This window comes from Oceanobacillus damuensis (assembly GCF_001618145.1).
In the GTDB taxonomy this organism is placed as follows: domain Bacteria; phylum Bacillota; class Bacilli; order Bacillales; family Amphibacillaceae; genus Oceanobacillus; species Oceanobacillus damuensis.
Genome location: NZ_LQNF01000018.1, coordinates 64,756 through 82,749, shown reverse-complemented (window position 1 = coordinate 82,749; position 17,994 = coordinate 64,756). Strand labels below are relative to the sequence as shown.

The following is a 17,994-nucleotide window of genomic DNA, read 5'->3' as shown; positions in this document are numbered from 1 at the left end:
CTCACCTATGCCTTTCCTCCCGCTGGAGTCTACGTGTATACGGGCTGCTGGTATGGAGTTTTTTCAAAAAAGAATTCTGCATCTAACATTTTTAAAATAAACGACATAAATTCATCCGTAATCATTAGCTATTTCAAGGATAATAATTGGCATTAATCTTCTAACCAGCTCCGGGAAATACACGGAGACTCCTTGAAAATGCATCCGCATTTTCTGCGTGCGATGTAATGCTGCCGAAGCATTCCTTGTTCTGCGGGAGCATAGGCATCGGTGAGACAACGCAGCCCTTTAGCGCAAGTTGGCTCACCAGCCGCCCGCGAAAAGCGCAGTGTATTTCCCAGAGCTGTTTTTAGCTTGATGGCAATAAACTTCATTCATAAGAGCGATTAATTCTAATTATACAACTTCACCAGTCCGGGTGAGTGGCGGGCGGTGACTCCTCGAAAATACAAACCAATTTTCTTCGTGCGATGCGAATGCTGACGAAGCGTTCCTTGTCCTGCGGGAAAAGCACGTGTCCGAAGACCAGAAGAGTGGTTTTCTCTTCGGGGCTGAGGCCGTGCCCGCGGAAAGCATCCGCCCAGAGCGATCCCGGACGGCGACAAGAGCACAGTTTCGGTAATAAATTTACAGTTACTTCGTATTTTATATCAAAGATAAAAACTGCTAAATAAACGAAAGATCCTTGTAGTCCAAACTTCATTGACCAAACAGTTAATACAGAGTCAACTTAAGCTGTGTATCTCGGAGAATTCCTCATTCTACCAAGTCTTAATTGTCAATCCCACTCTGCGACAGTTAACTAGTTTTATAACTAAATAACCCGGAAACAAATGTCGATTTCCGGGTTATTCTAAAAGTTCATTTTTTTGTAAAACCGAATAAAACGGTAGGGATTGCTGCCAATGCAGTGACGAGCATCCAGTCAGTAAGTGAAAGACTCACTGTATGAAAAATTGGCTGCAGTGGTGGCCAGTAAACAACTACGAGCAGAAGCAGTAATGAAGAAATCACTGCAAAGACAAGATAAATATTTTCAAATGGATTTCTGGCAAATATAGAATGCTCACTTCTGCAATCGAAAACATGAATTAATTGTGCCAACACTAAAATGGTAAATGCCGTTGTCTGGGCGAAGATTAAGTTATCCGGATTATTTTGATACGTAACCACAAATCCAATTAAGGTTACAGTACCAATGAGAATACCTCTGCTTATTATTTTATAGCCTAATCCTCTTGAAAAGATTCCTTCACGAGGGTTTCTTGGATCCCGTTTCATGACATCTTCTTCAGCCTTATCAAGTCCAAGTGCCATCGCCGGAAGACCGTCTGTAACAAGATTGACCCAAAGAATCTGAACTGGTATCAGCGGCAACGGCAGAGCAAGTAGCATGGCAAATAGCATGACGAGTATTTCCCCTACATTGGAGGCCAGTAAATATCTGATGAATTTACGGATGTTTTCATAGATATTCCTTCCTTCGTGAATTGCAGACTTGATTGTGGCAAAGTTATCATCCATCAAAATCAAGGAGGATGCCTCTTTTGTAACATCTGTACCGCTTATTCCCATACTGATACCGATATCACTTGCTTTGATTGCAGGAGCATCATTGACACCATCACCCGTCATTGCCACGATATGCCCTTTTTCCTGGAAAGCCTTAACGATCTTTAGCTTATGTTCCGGTGTCACCCTGGCAAAAACATATGTGTCTTCTATGACACTGCGAAGTTCTTCTGGCGACATTTTATTTAGTTGATAGCCTTCCAGAACAAGACCGTGATCAGGAAGCAAATTTAAATTTTTGGCGATTGCTCGTGCAGTGTTCACATGGTCGCCAGTAATCATGACAGTTTTTATGCCTGCTTCACGGCATTCACTTATAGCAGACTTTACTTCTTTCCTCGGAGGGTCCATTAATCCGTATAGGCCGATAAATGTCAGCTCGTCTTCCAGCAAAGCGGAATCCAGAGGAGTATTAGCCGATAAAGATTTCATACCGATCGCGATTGTTCTTAAAGCTTTATTAGCCATGCCGTTAATCGCGTTTTCAATTTGGACTTTATTTTGCTGCTTCATCAGTTTCCTTCCGTCCTTGTCCAGAAAGAACGATGATCGCGGCAGCAGAACGTCCGGAGCGCCTTTCGTAATCAGGAATCGCATTTTGTTTTTATCTTCAACGACGACACTCATTCTTTTTCGGTTTGAATCGAATGGAAATTCCTTTACGATGCGATAATCTTCACCTAGTGATGCTGTTAACCCCATTTTCCTTGCTGCAACGAGCAGTGCACCATCTGTGGGATCACCATCAATATAATTTTTTCCTTTTTTGACATATAGAGAGGCATTATTACACAGCATGCCATATAAAAGCATGTTTTCGAGATTGGGATAGGCTCGCTCCACTTTTTCCCGATCAAGAAAAAAATCACCGTGAATCTGGTAACCATCACCGGAAACATACAGATAGTCTCCATTTAAAAATATTTCCTTTACCGTCATCTGATTTTCTGTCATCGTCCCTGTTTTATCAGAACATATGACTGATGCACATCCCAATGTCTCCACCGCCGAAAGCTTTCTGACAATGGCCTTTTTTCGAATCATCCGCTGTACACCAAGTGAAAGAGCAACCGTTACAATTGCAGGCAGCCCTTCCGGAATGGCTGCGACGGCCAGAGAAACACCTGCAAGAAACATCTCATACATCGGATGACCCTGAATGACACCCAGACCGGCTACTAACACGGTAAGCAGCAATGCGACGACAATTAAAATCTTTCCAAGTTCTGCAAGTTTTAATTCCAAAGGCGTTATCATCTTTTTCGTATTTTCCATAAGCGAGGCAATTTGTCCCATAACGGTATTCATCCCGGTTCCAACTACGATGCCTATCCCGGAACCTCTAGTAACAAGCGTTCCCATAAACCCCATATTCGATTGGTCCTGTACATCAAGATGATCTTGTTTTATTGCTGTAGCATGTTTGCTTACCGGCAATGATTCACCAGTAAGTGCCGACTCTTCCGTCTCCATACTGTTTGATTTGAGAATGCGGATATCAGCAGGAATCCGGTCACCGCTATTAATTTTTACAATATCCCCTACTACAACCTCTCTCGATGATATCTTTGTCCATTTCTCATCCCGAAGGACATTCGCCATCGGTGCTGATAATTCTTTTAGCCTTTCCAAAGAATTTTCTGCCTTTTGTTCTTGAAAGAAACCAATAAATCCGTTAATCAATACAATTACCATGATAGCTACTGCGTCGACAAATTCTCCAAGCAATCCAGCTATCAACGTGGCAGCCAATAACACAATCACCATGAAATCCTGAAACTGCTTTAGGAAAATAAGCCATTTGGAAGTATTTTTCTTTGATTCCAGGATGTTTTCACCATATTGTTTCCGACGCACTTCCGCCTGTTTGGGGGACAGTCCCCTGTTAGCAGTGACATGCAATTTTTGTTCAACTTTTTCTGCATCCATTTGATACCATTTCATCTGCATTCCTCCGGGCATTTGATAGTACAAGCTATTACTACATTTCTATGCCTATCAACCTGAAAAAATGCTATAATTGCGCAAGAGGTGATTTTATGCCATTCGATGGTATCGTAACAAGAGCAGTTACAGAAGAATTAAAAGATAAATTGATTTCGGGAAAAATAACTAAAATATACCAACCAACTTCCACAGAACTTGTTTTTACAATCAGAAGTCAGGGGAAAAACCATTCTTTATTAATGTCCGTTCATCCAACCTATGCGAGATTTCATCTGACAGATGATATATATATGAATCCGAAAGAACCACCAATGTTTTGCATGGTACTAAGAAAACATCTTTCCGGTGCCATTCTGGAAGGTATTGAGCAATATGGAATGGAACGTATCGTCACCTTTTCCATCAAGACAAGAAATGAACTGGGAGATATCAGTCAAAAATTACTTGTTGCAGAACTGATGGGAAAGCATAGTAATGTAATGATCGTTGATAAGGATAAGGGACATATCATTGACAGCATTAAGCATATATCCATGTCGCAAAACCGGCACCGTTCGATCCTTCCGGGGCAGGAATATAAGCTGCCGCCATCCCAAAACAAATTGAATCCTTTGGAAATCGATGGAGAGCAATTAATCAGGAAACTCGATTTCAATGCTGGTAAAATCGATATGCAAATGGTGGGCATTCTTGATGGGTTCTCCCCGTTTATTACAAAAGAAATAACAAACAGAGCCAATTTTGGAACGAATGAAGCCTATATGGAAAAGTTTACGGAGATTCAGGAGCAACTACTCTTAAACAAATATTCACCGGGAATTTACCGTAATGGCAAGGAAGATTTTCATGTCCTCCCCATTACTTCCCATAAGGGAGAGCAAGAGCTGTTTGAGACAGTTAATTCCATGCTGGATAGCTTCTATTCCGGAAAAGCAGAACGAGATCGTGTCAAACAACAAGCAAAAGATCTGTACCGGTTTATAAAAAATGAAAAAAATAAAAATGAACGGAAGTTAAAAAAGCATATGCAAACAGTTAAAAAAGCGGAAAAAGCTGATCATTACCAGAAAATGGGAGAGCTGCTTACCGCCCATATGCATCTGGTCAGACATGGTGATACGGTAATCACTGTTACGGATTATTATGACCCCGATCAGTCCGAGATTGCCATTGATCTTAATCAGAACAAGTCACCGAGCGAGAATGCACAAAGCTATTTCAAAACATATCAAAAGCTGAAAACATCTAAGCAGGTAGTCCAAAATGAAATTAGCAGGACAAAGGAGGAAATAGATTACTTTAATCAATTGCTGCAGCAAATAGATGTTGCAGGGGTGGAAGATATTGAAGAAATTCGTGAAGAACTGCGGGAAGAAGGCTATTTGAAAAGACAAAAAACAAATCGCAAAAAAAACAAGCCTTCAAAACCTGTACCGGAAGAATATGTGGCAACGGACGGCACTTTGATTCTTGTCGGTAAAAACAATAAACAAAATGAATATGCAACTACGAAACTGGCACATCGCGATGATACATGGCTGCATACAAAGGATATACCGGGATCGCATGTCATCATCAGATCGAAGGAAGTAAGCGAACAGACGCTGCTGGAGGCTGCTGAGCTAGCTGCATATTTCAGTAAATCTCAAAACTCTTCTTCTGTTCCAGTTGATTATACAACGATAAGACATGTCAAAAAACCAAACGGTGCCAAACCAGGCTATGTCACATACGAAAATCAGAAAACACTTTATGTAACACCAACAAAAGAAACAGTTGATAAACTAAGGAAAAAAGGATGATTCCATAAGGGATCATCCTTTTTTTAGCCATTGCCTACTGAACGGCTTGCGGGTTCAGTTTAACTTCTATATTGCCTCTTGTCGCTTTGGAATATGGGCATGCCTGGTGAGCAGCTTCTGCCAATTCCTGTGCTTCTTCAGGGTTAACCCCTTCGATTTTTATATTTAACGTGACACCAATCTTATAACCACCATCGTCCTTATCCTTCATAAAACTGACATCTGCGGTTGTTTCGGATTCAATTTGCTTATTTTGCTGTGATGCTACCGAATTTAATGCGCCATCATAGCATGCAGAATATCCTGCAGCAAATAACTGTTCCGGATTTGAACCCTCTTTATCGGATTTGCCTTTTGCAGGATTCACTAAATCCAGATCGATTAAGCCGTCATCCGATTTCACATGGCCGTCCCTGCCGTTTTTTGCTGTTGCAGTCGAAGTAAAAATAATATCACTCAACACGTCCACTCCCTTTTTAATCGTTTGTTGTATTGTTCCTTTATTTCAGGATTGTTAAACATGTTCAATTAAGAGAAGTCACGTACAGAGGCCAATAATACTCAACTTTGGCTCCAATAAAATAAATTTAAATGTTTAGTTTAACTGAGTTAAACTTAAACCATTAATAATCTCCTTGCTAACTTGACGGAAAGTAATGCTTGTTTTCGTGATTCTTAATGCCATAAAGTCTCGCAGTTTCTGTAAACTATGAAGTATGCAAAGTCTGATAAGCGTCTTCGGCGACCGCTCGGGGAAATACACTGCGCGCATCCTAAGGCGGCTGGTGAGCCCCTTCATGCTACGCATTTCAGTGTCTCACCTATGCCTCTCTTCCCGTAGGACAAGGAATGCTTCGGCAGCGCTACATCGCACGCAGAAAATGCGGATGCATTTTCAAGGAGTCTCCGTGTATTTCCCCGAGCTAGTTAGAGGATTGCTTATTATTATTTCATATATAGCAGCTAAAATAACATCTTACAACTACACCAGTCCGGGATTACTCCGGGCGGTGACTCCTGCGGGAATAGCACGTGTCCGAAGACCCCGCAGAGTGGTTTTCTCGAGGAGGCTGAGGCCGTGCCCGCGGAAAGCATCCGCCCGGAGTAATCCCGTACGGCAGCAAGAGCACTTATCTCCAAGAATAAACTTAATTTACTTGGCATTTTATATTAAATACGATGAAAACCTAACAGTTAAGTCAAAGTCAACTTAGGCAGTGTTGCGTAATTATTATTGGGTAAGAAATTTCGTGTTGGTAAGTGCAGTAATAAAGTGATCGACTTGTGGTAACTTACGGATGCCCTCCTGGTAACAAACCCAGGTATCCCGAGTCACGGTTTTCCCATCGACTTCAAGCGGGATGTGCGGGTAACGATCCATCATGGAATCAGAGACACTTTCTGGAAGAACGGCCATGCCGATTCCTTGTTTCATAAATTGTTTACATGTCTCAATCTGATCCACGGTCATTGTTTTCAGTGGCTTAATCTTGTCCTGATGATGATAAAGCCAATGATCCACAAGCTCGTGCATACTGTCATCACTATTGAAAGAGATCAATGGACGTTCTTTCAGCTTATCTTTCGGAAATGGTTCTGTATCAAACATATATAATGGATCATCAAATAAACGGATCGACGTTGTTTCCTTTAGTTTTTCTCCCCGAATAATACAGACATGGTATTTTTTATGATTGCGCCGGATGTCTTCACTAATTCCTGTAACGAGATCAATCGCAACCTTAGGATAAGACGCAGTGAACTCGCCAAGTATTGCAGGAAGAAACCGTTGACTGATTAAAGAAGAGCAGGCGATCGATAATGTTCCTTGAATTTCTTTTCCAGATTCAGCAAGCCTGTTTTTTAATTCTCTTTCTTGATGGAGGACCCTCCTGGCATGTTCGATAATAATTTCTCCAGTTGGCGTAGGAATGAGGCGCTTGGAGGTGCGAAGAAAGATATCTGCACCAAATTGTTCTTCAATATATTTCAGTCTCTGGGTCACAGCGGGTTGGGAGATTAAAATTACTTTAGCCGTTCCGCGAATGGTCCCAATCTCATTCAGTTTTATAAGCAGTTCATAATCATCAATTTTCATGGGAAACTCCCTTCCGATAAATAATACTTATTAATTTTAATTATATATCAGCGTTTTACTTATTGCATTATAAATCATAGGATAAATTTAGGAAGCATTTTTCTCAGAAGGGATGAAAGATGAACGAAAAAGAGGTCGATAAAATGGTTTTTTCGAAAATCGAAAAGCTTATATAAAAAGCAGTACCCACTCTCAGGGTAAGTATGTTAGTTGAACAGAATCAGGAAATAATGGGCTACCCCTACCTTCTCGTCTTATTCTTCTCATGTTAGGGGCGGATATTACAGACAGTTAATGCAGTAAAAAATCCGAACTAATTCGAATTCCAGCTAAAGAATTCTGATTATAGTTCGGATTTTTCTATAACTAAACCACTTTTGTAACCAATTCTTCTATAAACGATCTCTCCAGGATATTAATTTAGCTTTAGCTTCCTCATTGAACATACCATCTTCAACCAAAGCATCTACTAATTCATCAAAATTAGTTATCGTGTCAACCGGAATGCCCTCAGCTTCAAAGTTTCCAGCTGCCTTTTGCAGTCCATACGTAAAGATTGCAATAACCCCCAATACATCTCCACCCGCGTCCATTAATGCCTTCACAGATTCTATGGAAGATCCTCCGGTTGAAATCAGGTCTTCAATGACCAGTACTTTTTGGCCTTTTTTGATTTCGCCCTCAATCTGGTTCCCTTTACCATGCCCTTTAGGCTTTGATCGGACATATACCATAGGAAGGTTCAACCTTTCTGCAAGCCAGGCGGCATGCGGGATGCCTGCAGTTGCACATCCTGCAATCACTTCAGGCTTTTCTTCCATTGCAGCTATTTTTTCAACAAATGCTTCACTTATTTTTTTTCGGATTTCCGGATAGGACATTGTTAATCGATTATCACAGTAGATTGGCGATTTAATGCCTGAAGTCCAAGTGAAATAATTTTCCGGGTTAATTTGTACTGCCTTAATTTTCAGTAAGTCTCTCGCTAGTTCATCCTTTAATGCCATTGTTCCACTCCTCTACCGCTTGTTGATAAGCTTCATATGGATTTTCCGCCTTCGTAACACTTCTGCCGATTACAATATAGTCCGAGCCATTATTTCTGGCAAACGCTGGGGTGGCAATTCTTTTTTGGTCATTGCTGTCTGAATCCTTCAAACGAATTCCTGGGGTCACCGTTAAATAAGATTCACCGCAAACCTGTTTGATCCTCGCTGCTTCATGAACAGAACAAACCACACCATCTGCACCGCTGTCTTTGGCAAATGCCGCGAGATTAACTGCATTGTCTTCCAGGTTCCCCGGGATACATAATTCCTTATTTAATACTGTCTGATCCATTGACGTCAAGATAGTCACTGCAATCAATTTTGTATCATGATTGGATTTTCCTTTAGTCAGTCCTTCTTTTGCAACCTTTATCATTTCACTGCCGCCAAGAACATGTACATTGGTAATGTCTACTTCAAGCTGTGAAATACTTTTCATTGCACGCATAACAGTTGTTGGTATATCATGCAATTTTAAGTCAAGAAAAATAGGGTGGTTATCTTGTTTCAGATTTTCGATTATCGAGGGTCCTTCTTTGTAGAAAAGCTCCATGCCGACTTTAACCGGAATGCCATGAAGCTTATGCTCTTCAAGAAAATGCTTCGTTTCTTCCCAATTCGGAAAATCAAGTGCCAAATAAATATTTTTATTCATGCTTACATAATCCCCTTCCCTATTGCATCTTTAACGGAATCAAATCCGTATCTATTTAATGTTTCAGGCAGGGAATCAATAATTTCCGGACACACAAATGGGTTATTGAAATTCGCGGTACCAACAGCCACAGCACTTGCACCAGCAAGCAAAAATTCCAGAACGTCCTCTGCATTGCTGACACCACCCATACCTATAATAGGAATCGATACATGTTGTTTCACTTCATAGATCATCCGAATCGCAACCGGTTTGATTGCCGGTCCGGACAGTCCACCCGTTTTATTGGCTATCAATGGCTTCCTTGAAGGTAAATGAATTTGCATTCCTGTTAGTGTATTGATCATGGAAAGCCCATCTGCCCCTGCTGATTCAACCGCTTTTGCCATGTCTGTGATATTGGTGACATTAGGCGACAGCTTTACATAGACCGGAAGTTTACTTGCTTTCTTTACTGTTTCAGTAACCTTTGCAGCCATGAAAGGATCCGTGCCGAATTGAATGCCTCCTTCCTTCACATTCGGACAGGAGATATTTAATTCCAGTGCCTGTACCTGATCTGTCTGATTAAATGCTGCAGCCACTTTTTCATACTCTTCAAGTGTGCTTCCTGCAACATTAGCTATAATCGAAGTGTCGTACTGTGCAAGAAACGGAACTTCCTTTTCAATAATTTTTTCCACTCCCGGGTTTTGCAATCCGATGGCATTCAGCATACCGGATGCCGTTTCGGCTACCCTTGGCGTCGGATTGCCAAATCTTTCAGTCCCTGTTGCTGCTTTCATGATGATGGCACCGAGCTTACTCAAATCATAAAATTCACTGTATTCTCTTCCAAATGCGAAACATCCGGAAGCAGGCATAATTGGATTTTTCAGTTCAAGTCCTGGCAGGCTGATTGCTAAATTGTTCATAGGGATACCTCCTGTGTATGGAAGACAGGTCCATCGCTGCATATTTTTTTATATCCACCCTCAGAATCAGTCGGAATAACACATGCCATACATGCACCAACTCCACAGCCCATCCGCTCTTCCAATGAAATCATTCCGGGTTTATCCGCCAGTTTGGCAGTGACAGCTTTCAGCATAGGCAGAGGTCCACAGGAATAGTAATAATCAAAGTATCCTGCCTTTTGAATCACGTCAGTAACAAATCCTTTTTCTCCATATGAACCATCATTTGTGACAATGAACGTCTTTCCGAGTCTACGGAACATTTCTTCGGAAAAAACATTAGCTCTTGTCTGGTAACCCAGTACCGAAATGATCTCTTTATTTTGTTTTGCAAGTTCTTTTCCCAGATAATAAAGTGGTGGAACACCAATTCCTCCACCGATTAATAGAATGGTTGAACTTTCATTCCCTTCCGTTTGAAAACCATTGCCACTCGGACCCAGTACATCGAAGGACATACCGGGATTTAATGCAGCAAGTTTTGCAGTTCCTGAGCCCACCATTTTAAATAAAATGGTTATTGTTTTATTCTCTCTATTTATATCCGCAATCGAGATTGGTCTTCTTAGGGTGTGTCCTTCAACAGAAACATGGAGAAACTGACCCGGGATTGCCTTCTGACTTATATACGGATTTTTAACGACCATTTCAACAGTGTCCAGTGCAATTTGTTCTACGGATTTGATCACCACGTTTTCTTTTTTCATCATTGTACAACAGCCTCTTTTTGACCCAATGGTTTTGCACTGAATGTTGTTGAATCAATGACATTCAAAATGGCATTTGCCGTATCCAAATTGGTTAAGCACGCAATTCCATGCTCTACTGCTTCCCTCCGGATAAGGAATCCATCCGATCTCGGTTTTTTGCCGGAGTTCAGTGTATTGACTACGAATTGAACCTGACCATCTTCAATGGTGGAAAGCACATTCGGCTCACTTGCTCCAATTTTTTCCACTTTGACAACTGGCAATCCAGCTTTTCTTACATATTGTGCAGTACCTTCTGTTGCATACAGGAGGAAACCGAGCTCATGGAACCTTTTAGCAATCTCCAGCATTTCAGCTTTATCCTTATCAGCTACTGTAAGAAGAACGCCGCCTTCCTGTGGTACAGATAGTCCCGCTGCTATCAGTCCTTTATACAATGCTTTTTCAAGTGTTTTGTCATAACCGATTGCTTCACCGGTAGATTTCATTTCTGGACCTAATATCGTATCGACACTACGAAGTTTTTCAAAAGAGAACACAGGAATTTTAACCGATACTTGTTTTTGTTCCGGTAAAATACCAGTCTCATAGCCCAAATCTTTCAATTTAGTTCCCAGAATACATCTCGTAGCAATATTTGCCATCGTCACACCCGTTATTTTGCTCAGGAAAGGTATTGTCCTGCTTGCACGTGGATTCACCTCAAGTACATAAACATCCTCTCCACGGATGATAAACTGGATATTGATCAGACCTTTCACATGAAGTGCATTGGCAATTTTAGTCGCTGCTTCCATACATTTTTCCTTTACTGCTGGGCTTAGTCGCTGTGGTGGATAAACAGCCATGGAATCTCCGGAGTGGACGCCCGCACGTTCAATATGCTCCATGATTCCAGGTACGATTGTAGTTTCGCCATCACTGATTGCATCAACCTCTGCTTCGATACCAGTCAGGTATTTGTCGATAAGAATCGGATGCTCTGGATCAATATTATCTGATTTTGCTAGATATGCATGCAGTTCACTGTCATCATATACGATTTCCATTCTGCTTCCACCTATTACATAGGAAGGTCTCACGAGCACTGGATAACCGATTGTATTGGCTGCTTCCATTGCGTGTTCCAATTTTTTTACCGCTTTTCCTTTAGGCCTTAACAGATTTAATTCATCCAGCAAAATTTCAAATTTATCTCGATCTTCAGCACGGTCAATTGCTTCGAGGTTTGTTCCAAGAATTTTGACACCGCGTCTTTCCAGTCCTGCGGCCAGGTTGATGGCCGTCTGACCACCGAACTGTACAATCACACCCTCCGGCTGTTCCAGTTCCACTACATGCATGACATCCTCCAATGTTAATGGTTCAAAATATAGCTTGTCGGAAATACTGAAGTCTGTTGACACTGTTTCCGGGTTATTATTCATTATAATTGCTTCATATCCCATTTCTTTAATGGCGAGAACGGAGTGGACGGTTGCATAATCAAACTCAATTCCTTGGCCGATGCGAATTGGCCCAGATCCAAGAACGAGTATTTTTTTACGATTTGAAGCAGTTGATTCATTTTCAAATTCATAGCTGCTGTAAAAATAAGGTGTTTCAGATTCGAATTCCGCTGCACATGTATCAACCATTTTGTAAACTGGTCTGATATTTTCGTTCATTCGCTGTGCATACACCTCATCAATGGTCGTATTCCATAATCTTGCAATTTGCGAATCGGCAATCCCTATTGTTTTCGCTTTTTCCAGTACTTCGTTTGAGAAAGGATTTTCAGCCAAGTCTTTTTCAAAGTGAACAAGTCTTTCCAGTTTAAAGAGGAAGAATCGGTCAATCTTAGTCAAATGGAAAAGCTGTTCCGTTGTAAACCCTCTTCGGAATGCTTCCGTTATGACAAATATTCGTTCATCGTCTGCTTTTTTCAGACGTTTCACAAGCGTCTCTTCTGATGCTTCTACCAATGATTTCAACCACAGTTCTTCGGTTCCGAGTTCAAGCGATCGAACACCTTTTAGAAATGATTCTTCAAAATTGCGTCCGATTGCCATGACTTCACCTGTTGCCTTCATTTGTGTCCCGAGTCTGCGATCCCCTGAGACGAACTTGTCAAAAGGGAACCTTGGAAATTTCGATACAACATAGTCCAATGCAGGTTCAAACATCGCATACGTTTTTCCGGTTATTGGATTTATGATTTCATCCAATGTATAGCCTACAGCAATTTTTGCTGCAACTTTGGCAATCGGATATCCAGTCGCTTTAGATGCAAGTGCGGAAGAACGGCTTACTCGCGGATTCACTTCAATAATATAGTAGTCGAAGCTGTTCGGATCCAGTGCCAGCTGTACATTACATCCGCCTTCTATTTTCAGGGCTCGGATGATTTTTAACGAAGCGTTTCGCAGCATATGATACTCCCTGTCACTCAATGTCTGTGATGGAGCAACTACAATGGAATCTCCTGTATGAATACCAACTGGGTCCACATTCTCCATATTACAAACTACGATAGCCTGGTCATTTTTATCGCGCATAACTTCATATTCGATTTCTTTGAAGCCTGCAATATTTCTTTCAATAAGACATTGATTAACAGGGGACAATGACAATCCATTTTTCGTGATTTCTTTTAATTCCTGCTCACTGTAGCACATTCCACCACCGGTTCCACCAAGTGTGTATGCGGGGCGAACGATTAATGGATATCCGATCTGTGAAGCAAAATCAAGAGCTTCTTCAACCGTATGGACGATACTGCTTTCAGGTACCGGTTCATTTAATTCATTCATCAGATTTCTGAATTGCTCACGGTCTTCGGCTTTTTGGATTGCTTTCAATCTTGACCCAAGCAATTGAACATTATACTTGGAGAGAATTCCTTTTTCATCCAAGGCCATTGCCAAATTCAAACCTGTTTGACCGCCGAGGGTCGGCAATATTGCATCGGGCTGTTCTTTGCGGATTATTTTAGTCAGGAATTCTACTGTTAAAGGTTCCATATAGACTTTGTCTGCAACCGTATGGTCGGTCATGATTGTGGCAGGATTGGAGTTGGCGAGGATGACCGTATATCCTTCTTCCATCAATGCCTGACATGCTTGCGTACCGGAATAATCGAACTCTGCCGCCTGACCGATAACAATTGGTCCGGAACCGATCACAAGTATCTTCTGGATATCTGTATTTTTAGGCATATGCTTCCTCCTCCTGTTTCACTTGATTTTTTTTGATCATATTCAGAAAATCATCGAATAAATAATTTGTATCTTCAGGCCCTGGCGAGGCTTCCGGATGGTATTGAACAGAAAAGGCCGGATAACTCTTGTGCTGGAGTCCCTCAACAGTATTGTCATTCAATGCAATTTGGGTAAGCTCCAGTCCTGTATTTTCAAGGGATCCTTCCCTTACAGCATAGCTATGATTTTGGGATGTTAAATACGTTTTACATTTTCTTAAATCCTTCACTGGATGGTTTGCACCACGATGGCCAAATTTCATTTTCTCCGTATCGGCTCCACAAGCCAAAGCAAGCAACTGGTGTCCCAGGCAGATGCCAAATACAGGTATTTTCCCAAGTATTTGTTGAATCATTGCGATTGCTTCCGGTACATCTTTTGGATCTCCTGGTCCATTTGTCAGCAGAATTCCGTCAGGCTTTAGGCGCAAGATGGATTCTGCACTGTAATCATGGGGTACTACAGTTATATTGCAGTTACGTTTCGTCAGCTCGCGCAAAATACCATGCTTCGCTCCGAAATCAACCATCACTATGCGCATTCCTCGACCTGGAACGACGTAAGGCTTCACCGTTGATGTCCTTTTAACTTGATCAGTCGGCAGAATGAGCTTGCTTACCTGTTCTGCAAGTTCCCCTGCAGGTGCTTCCAAATCAGATATAATTGCTTTCATTGTTCCATGTTTGCGAATGATTTTTGTCAGTTTTCTCGTATCGATACCAAATATGCCAGGTATGTCATGCGCTTTTAGATAGTGATCCAGATTTTCTTCATTCCGGAAGTTTGAGGGTGCATCACTTACTTCCTTTACAACAAACCCGTTAATAAATGGTGTAACAGTCTCGAAATCATCCCGATTAACTCCATAATTTCCAATAAGCGGATAAGTCATCGTAACAATCTGTCCACAGTAAGAAGGATCTGAGATAACTTCCTGATAACCTGTCATTCCAGTATTGAAAACAACTTCTCCTTTTGTTGCGCGTTCACTGCCAAATCCTTCACCGACAAATACAGTACCATCCTCTAAAACTAACTGTCTTTTAGCCATGATTATCCTCCTTGTAAACAACCTTTCCTGCTGCAATGGTCATTACTGGTATCCCTTTAACCTGCCAACCATGGAATGGTGTATTTTTTCCTTTTGAATAAAAGGTGTTTTTGTCAATTGTCGTTTCTTTCTCAAGATCCACAACAGTAATATCTGCAATACTGCCTGCTTCCAGCGTTCCATAAGGAAGTGCAAAAACTTCTGCAGGTTTATTTGTCATCCACCCAACCAATTGATGGAGTGTCATTTTTCCAGTTTGAACCAGATTGGTATAAAGAAGTGGGAAGGCTGTTTCAAGACCAACTATCCCAAATGGTGCTTTTAAAAACCCTTGTGCTTTTTCATCTGCAGCATGTGGTGCATGGTCGGTTGCAATGAAATCGATTGTTCCATCCATTAAGCCTTCCAATAATGCCTGCTGATCCTCTTTGGCACGCAATGGTGGATTCATTTTATAGTCCGCGTCATTGTCTCTGATGTCTTCCTCATTCATCAGCAAGTGATGCGGGGTTACTTCGGCAGTTACTTTAATCCCTGCTCTTTTTGCATCACGGATTACACGGACAGACTCTTTTGTGCTCACATGGCAGACATGATAATGACAATCCGACGCCTCAGCAAGCAGGACATCCCGTGCAATTTGAACGGACTCACTTAGCGAAGGAATACCAGGAAGATTCAGTCTCTCACTCACTTCCCCATCATGAACAACTCCACCATATACAATGGAATTGTCCTCACAATGTGCTACAATTGCAGATCCGCATGCTGCAGCCTCCTTCATCGCGTTCAGCATTTGATCTGCTGTCTGTATTCCGACCCCGTCATCTGTGAAAGCAAATGCTCCCAATTCACTTAATCCTTTAATGTTTGTACGTTCTTCCCCCTTCAGTCCCTTCGTAATTGCTGCGTAGGGAAGAACACGTACCCTAGCATCTTCTTTAATTTTTTCCAAAAGGGAGACCAAAGCAGCACTGCTGTCAGGTACAGGATTTGTATTTGGCATTGCACAGACGGTTGTATATCCTCCGCGTGCCGCTGCCTCTGTACCAGTTGCAATCGTTTCTTTATGCTCCCCGCCTGGTTCACGAAGATGGATGTGTACATCAATAAATCCAGGTAAAACCAATCTTCCTTTCAGATCGATGACATGATCTGCTTCATCTGTTATAACTTTATCCACTTTTTCGATTTGATTTCCATTTATTAATATTTCACATGATTCCATTTCATCTGTTGACAGCAAGCGCTTTGTATTCTTTAAAATTGTTTTCATCTATAATCCCCCATTCATTTAATACGTTCATCATGATAGCCATTCTCACATAAACACCATTTTCCATTTGTTTGAAAATCCGTGACCTGCAGCATTCAACCAAGTCTGTGTCGATTTCAACACCCCGGTTAATCGGAGCAGGATGCAGGATAATGGCATGATTCTTCATCTTTCTTTCTCTTTCTTTTGTTAAACCATAGAGCTCTAAATAATCGGTGGACTCTGCTTTATGGAGATGTCTTTCATGCTGTATCCGCAGCAGCATGACCACATCACAAATTTCAACCGCCTGATCGATTGAAATATATGGAAAATCGAGCTCTTCATCCTCAAATCCCGGAGCAGCACTTAGGTATACCTCTGCACCAAGCCTGTGAAGTGCTAATGCATTGGAACGCGCTACCCTGCTGTGTTTAATATCGCCGACAATCACAACCTTAAGACCATTTATACTGCCATATTCCTGATGAATGGTCATCAGGTCCAGCATGCATTGTGTCGGATGTTCTTCTTTCCCTGCCCCCGCATTGATGACAGGAATCGAGATCCTGCTGTCCAGTTCCTCAAACCAGCTGTCTGATTGATGCCGTATGATCAGAAGGTTCGAGCCAATTGATTCGAACGTTTTCGCCGTATCATATAGTGACTCCCCTTTTCGTACACTGGAAGATTCGGAATGAAAATCAAGAACTTCCATGCCTAATTTCTTTTGGGCAACAATAAAACTCATTTTTGTACGTGTGCTGGGTTCAAAGAAAATATTTGCAGCAAACAGCTGGTTATTCAATGTGACTTTCTGATTCCGGTACGCTTCTGCAGTTTCCAGGATGGAGTAAATCTCTTCCACGGTGAGCTGATTGACAGATATAAAATGTCTCATTGGTTCTCTCCTTATATGAATTTTGGAAAATAAAAAAACCTCTTTGCAAAAGGCAGCAAAGAGGTACACGTGTAGTGCATACACGTTTCTCAGACAACCTTTCAAATCTCTCTGGATTTGATTAAAAGTTGAGCGATTTAGTTTTCATAAATGGAAACCTGATCCAATTTATCAATTTCCTCAAGCTGGACGACAATGATTTCCTTATCAGATGTAGGAATGTTTTTTCCTACGTAATCAGCACGGATCGGGAGTTCCCGATGTCCCCTGTCAACAAGGACTCCAAGTTGTATACGGGAAGGTCTGCCAATATCCATAACTGCGTCCATTGCGGCTCTTACCGTTCTGCCTGTAAAGAGGACATCATCGATAAGTATTACATTTTTACCTGTCAGTTCTACATCGATTGCAACTGATTTTATTTCTGGTTCATTGCTGATATTAGCTTTATTCAAATCATCCCGGTACATCGTGATATCAAGTTCACCAAATGGAACACTGATTGATTCAATTTGTTTTATTTTATCCTGGATTCGTTTCGCAAGTGGAACTCCTCTTGTTTTTATACCAATTAATACCAGGTCTTTGCCGCCTTTGTTTTTTTCCAAAATTTCGTGGGACATTCGAGTTAATGCTCGGTTTATGGCAGCTTGATCTAATATCTCGGTTTTCTTTTTCACTAAAATGCACCCCATTCTCATTAGAAAACTTGGCATGCGCCAAGCCTTTTCGGCGTTTGCCTTAGTTGCCCTTATGCAA

13 protein-coding genes are annotated in these 17,994 nt (G+C 41.5%); 1 reads left to right on the top strand and 12 read right to left on the bottom strand.

Going from position 1 to position 17,994, the window contains the following annotated elements; all coding sequences use genetic code 11:
• Positions 1-861 precede the first annotated feature (861 nt).
• Entirely contained in the window at positions 862-3,516 is a 2,655-nt protein-coding gene (locus tag A4245_RS12435) for a calcium-translocating P-type ATPase, SERCA-type (protein WP_067728365.1), read from the bottom strand.
• 95 nt (positions 3,517-3,611) lie between these two features.
• Between A4245_RS12435 and A4245_RS12430 the strand changes: the two genes are divergently transcribed.
• On the top strand, positions 3,612-5,321 hold the full coding sequence (locus tag A4245_RS12430) for an Rqc2 family fibronectin-binding protein (RefSeq protein ID WP_067728363.1): 1,710 nt from the start codon (positions 3,612-3,614) through the stop codon (positions 5,319-5,321).
• A 34-nt stretch (positions 5,322-5,355) separates the two neighbouring features.
• Here the strand turns inward: A4245_RS12430 and A4245_RS12425 are convergent, their stop codons facing one another.
• The 11 genes from A4245_RS12425 to pyrR form a co-directional block, all read right to left on the bottom strand.
• Positions 5,356-5,781 (bottom strand): organic hydroperoxide resistance protein, encoded by a 426-nt coding sequence (locus tag A4245_RS12425; RefSeq protein ID WP_067728361.1) that lies wholly within the window; start codon positions 5,779-5,781, stop codon positions 5,356-5,358.
• Positions 5,782-6,552: 771 nt separating this feature from the next.
• Entirely contained in the window at positions 6,553-7,419 is an 867-nt protein-coding gene (locus A4245_RS12420) for a LysR family transcriptional regulator (protein WP_067728359.1), read from the bottom strand.
• Between the two features lie 392 nt (positions 7,420-7,811).
• Positions 7,812-8,426, bottom strand: a complete 615-nt coding sequence (gene pyrE / locus A4245_RS12415; RefSeq protein WP_067728357.1) for an orotate phosphoribosyltransferase — start codon at positions 8,424-8,426, stop codon at positions 7,812-7,814.
• On the bottom strand, positions 8,410-9,123 hold the full coding sequence (pyrF, locus tag A4245_RS12410; RefSeq protein ID WP_067728355.1) for an orotidine-5'-phosphate decarboxylase: 714 nt from the start codon (positions 9,121-9,123) through the stop codon (positions 8,410-8,412). Before pyrF ends, pyrE begins: the two co-directional genes overlap by 17 nt.
• A gap of 2 nt (positions 9,124-9,125) precedes the next feature.
• Positions 9,126-10,037, bottom strand: a complete 912-nt coding sequence (locus tag A4245_RS12405) for a dihydroorotate dehydrogenase (protein ID WP_067728353.1) — start codon at positions 10,035-10,037, stop codon at positions 9,126-9,128.
• On the bottom strand, positions 10,034-10,789 hold the full coding sequence (locus A4245_RS12400; protein ID WP_067728352.1) for a dihydroorotate dehydrogenase electron transfer subunit: 756 nt from the start codon (positions 10,787-10,789) through the stop codon (positions 10,034-10,036). The genes A4245_RS12405 and A4245_RS12400 overlap by 4 nt, the downstream gene beginning before the upstream one ends.
• On the bottom strand, positions 10,786-13,986 hold the full coding sequence (carB, locus tag A4245_RS12395; protein WP_067728350.1) for a carbamoyl-phosphate synthase large subunit: 3,201 nt from the start codon (positions 13,984-13,986) through the stop codon (positions 10,786-10,788). Before carB ends, A4245_RS12400 begins: the two co-directional genes overlap by 4 nt.
• The gene (locus A4245_RS12390) at positions 13,979-15,079 is read right to left on the bottom strand and encodes a carbamoyl phosphate synthase small subunit (RefSeq protein WP_067728348.1); all 1,101 of its coding nucleotides are present in this window, start codon (positions 15,077-15,079) and stop codon (positions 13,979-13,981) included. The genes carB and A4245_RS12390 overlap by 8 nt, the downstream gene beginning before the upstream one ends.
• Positions 15,072-16,355, bottom strand: a complete 1,284-nt coding sequence (locus A4245_RS12385) for a dihydroorotase (protein ID WP_067728346.1) — start codon at positions 16,353-16,355, stop codon at positions 15,072-15,074. Before A4245_RS12385 ends, A4245_RS12390 begins: the two co-directional genes overlap by 8 nt.
• Complete coding sequence (locus A4245_RS12380; protein WP_067728344.1) at positions 16,309-17,235, bottom strand: aspartate carbamoyltransferase catalytic subunit; 927 nt, start codon at positions 17,233-17,235, stop codon at positions 16,309-16,311. Before A4245_RS12380 ends, A4245_RS12385 begins: the two co-directional genes overlap by 47 nt.
• A gap of 137 nt (positions 17,236-17,372) precedes the next feature.
• Positions 17,373-17,915 (bottom strand): bifunctional pyr operon transcriptional regulator/uracil phosphoribosyltransferase PyrR, encoded by a 543-nt coding sequence (pyrR, locus tag A4245_RS12375; protein WP_067728342.1) that lies wholly within the window; start codon positions 17,913-17,915, stop codon positions 17,373-17,375.
• Positions 17,916-17,994: the final 79 nt, after the last annotated feature.

What these genes read in the sequence shown, in the direction of transcription:
- A4245_RS12435 (WP_067728365.1), bottom strand. Translation starts at nt 3,516, where the DNA reads ATGAAATGGTATCAAATGGATGCAGAAAAAGTTGAACAAAAATTGCAT.
- A4245_RS12430 (WP_067728363.1), top strand. Translation starts at nt 3,612, where the DNA reads ATGCCATTCGATGGTATCGTAACAAGAGCAGTTACAGAAGAATTAAAA.
- A4245_RS12420 (WP_067728359.1), bottom strand. Translation starts at nt 7,419, where the DNA reads ATGAAAATTGATGATTATGAACTGCTTATAAAACTGAATGAGATTGGG.
- pyrE (WP_067728357.1), bottom strand. Translation starts at nt 8,426, where the DNA reads ATGGCATTAAAGGATGAACTAGCGAGAGACTTACTGAAAATTAAGGCA.
- pyrF (WP_067728355.1), bottom strand. Translation starts at nt 9,123, where the DNA reads ATGAATAAAAATATTTATTTGGCACTTGATTTTCCGAATTGGGAAGAA.
- A4245_RS12405 (WP_067728353.1), bottom strand. Translation starts at nt 10,037, where the DNA reads ATGAACAATTTAGCAATCAGCCTGCCAGGACTTGAACTGAAAAATCCA.
- A4245_RS12400 (WP_067728352.1), bottom strand. Translation starts at nt 10,789, where the DNA reads ATGATGAAAAAAGAAAACGTGGTGATCAAATCCGTAGAACAAATTGCA.
- carB (WP_067728350.1), bottom strand. Translation starts at nt 13,986, where the DNA reads ATGCCTAAAAATACAGATATCCAGAAGATACTTGTGATCGGTTCCGGA.
- A4245_RS12390 (WP_067728348.1), bottom strand. Translation starts at nt 15,079, where the DNA reads ATGGCTAAAAGACAGTTAGTTTTAGAGGATGGTACTGTATTTGTCGGT.
- A4245_RS12385 (WP_067728346.1), bottom strand. Translation starts at nt 16,355, where the DNA reads ATGAAAACAATTTTAAAGAATACAAAGCGCTTGCTGTCAACAGATGAA.
- A4245_RS12380 (WP_067728344.1), bottom strand. Translation starts at nt 17,235, where the DNA reads ATGAGACATTTTATATCTGTCAATCAGCTCACCGTGGAAGAGATTTAC.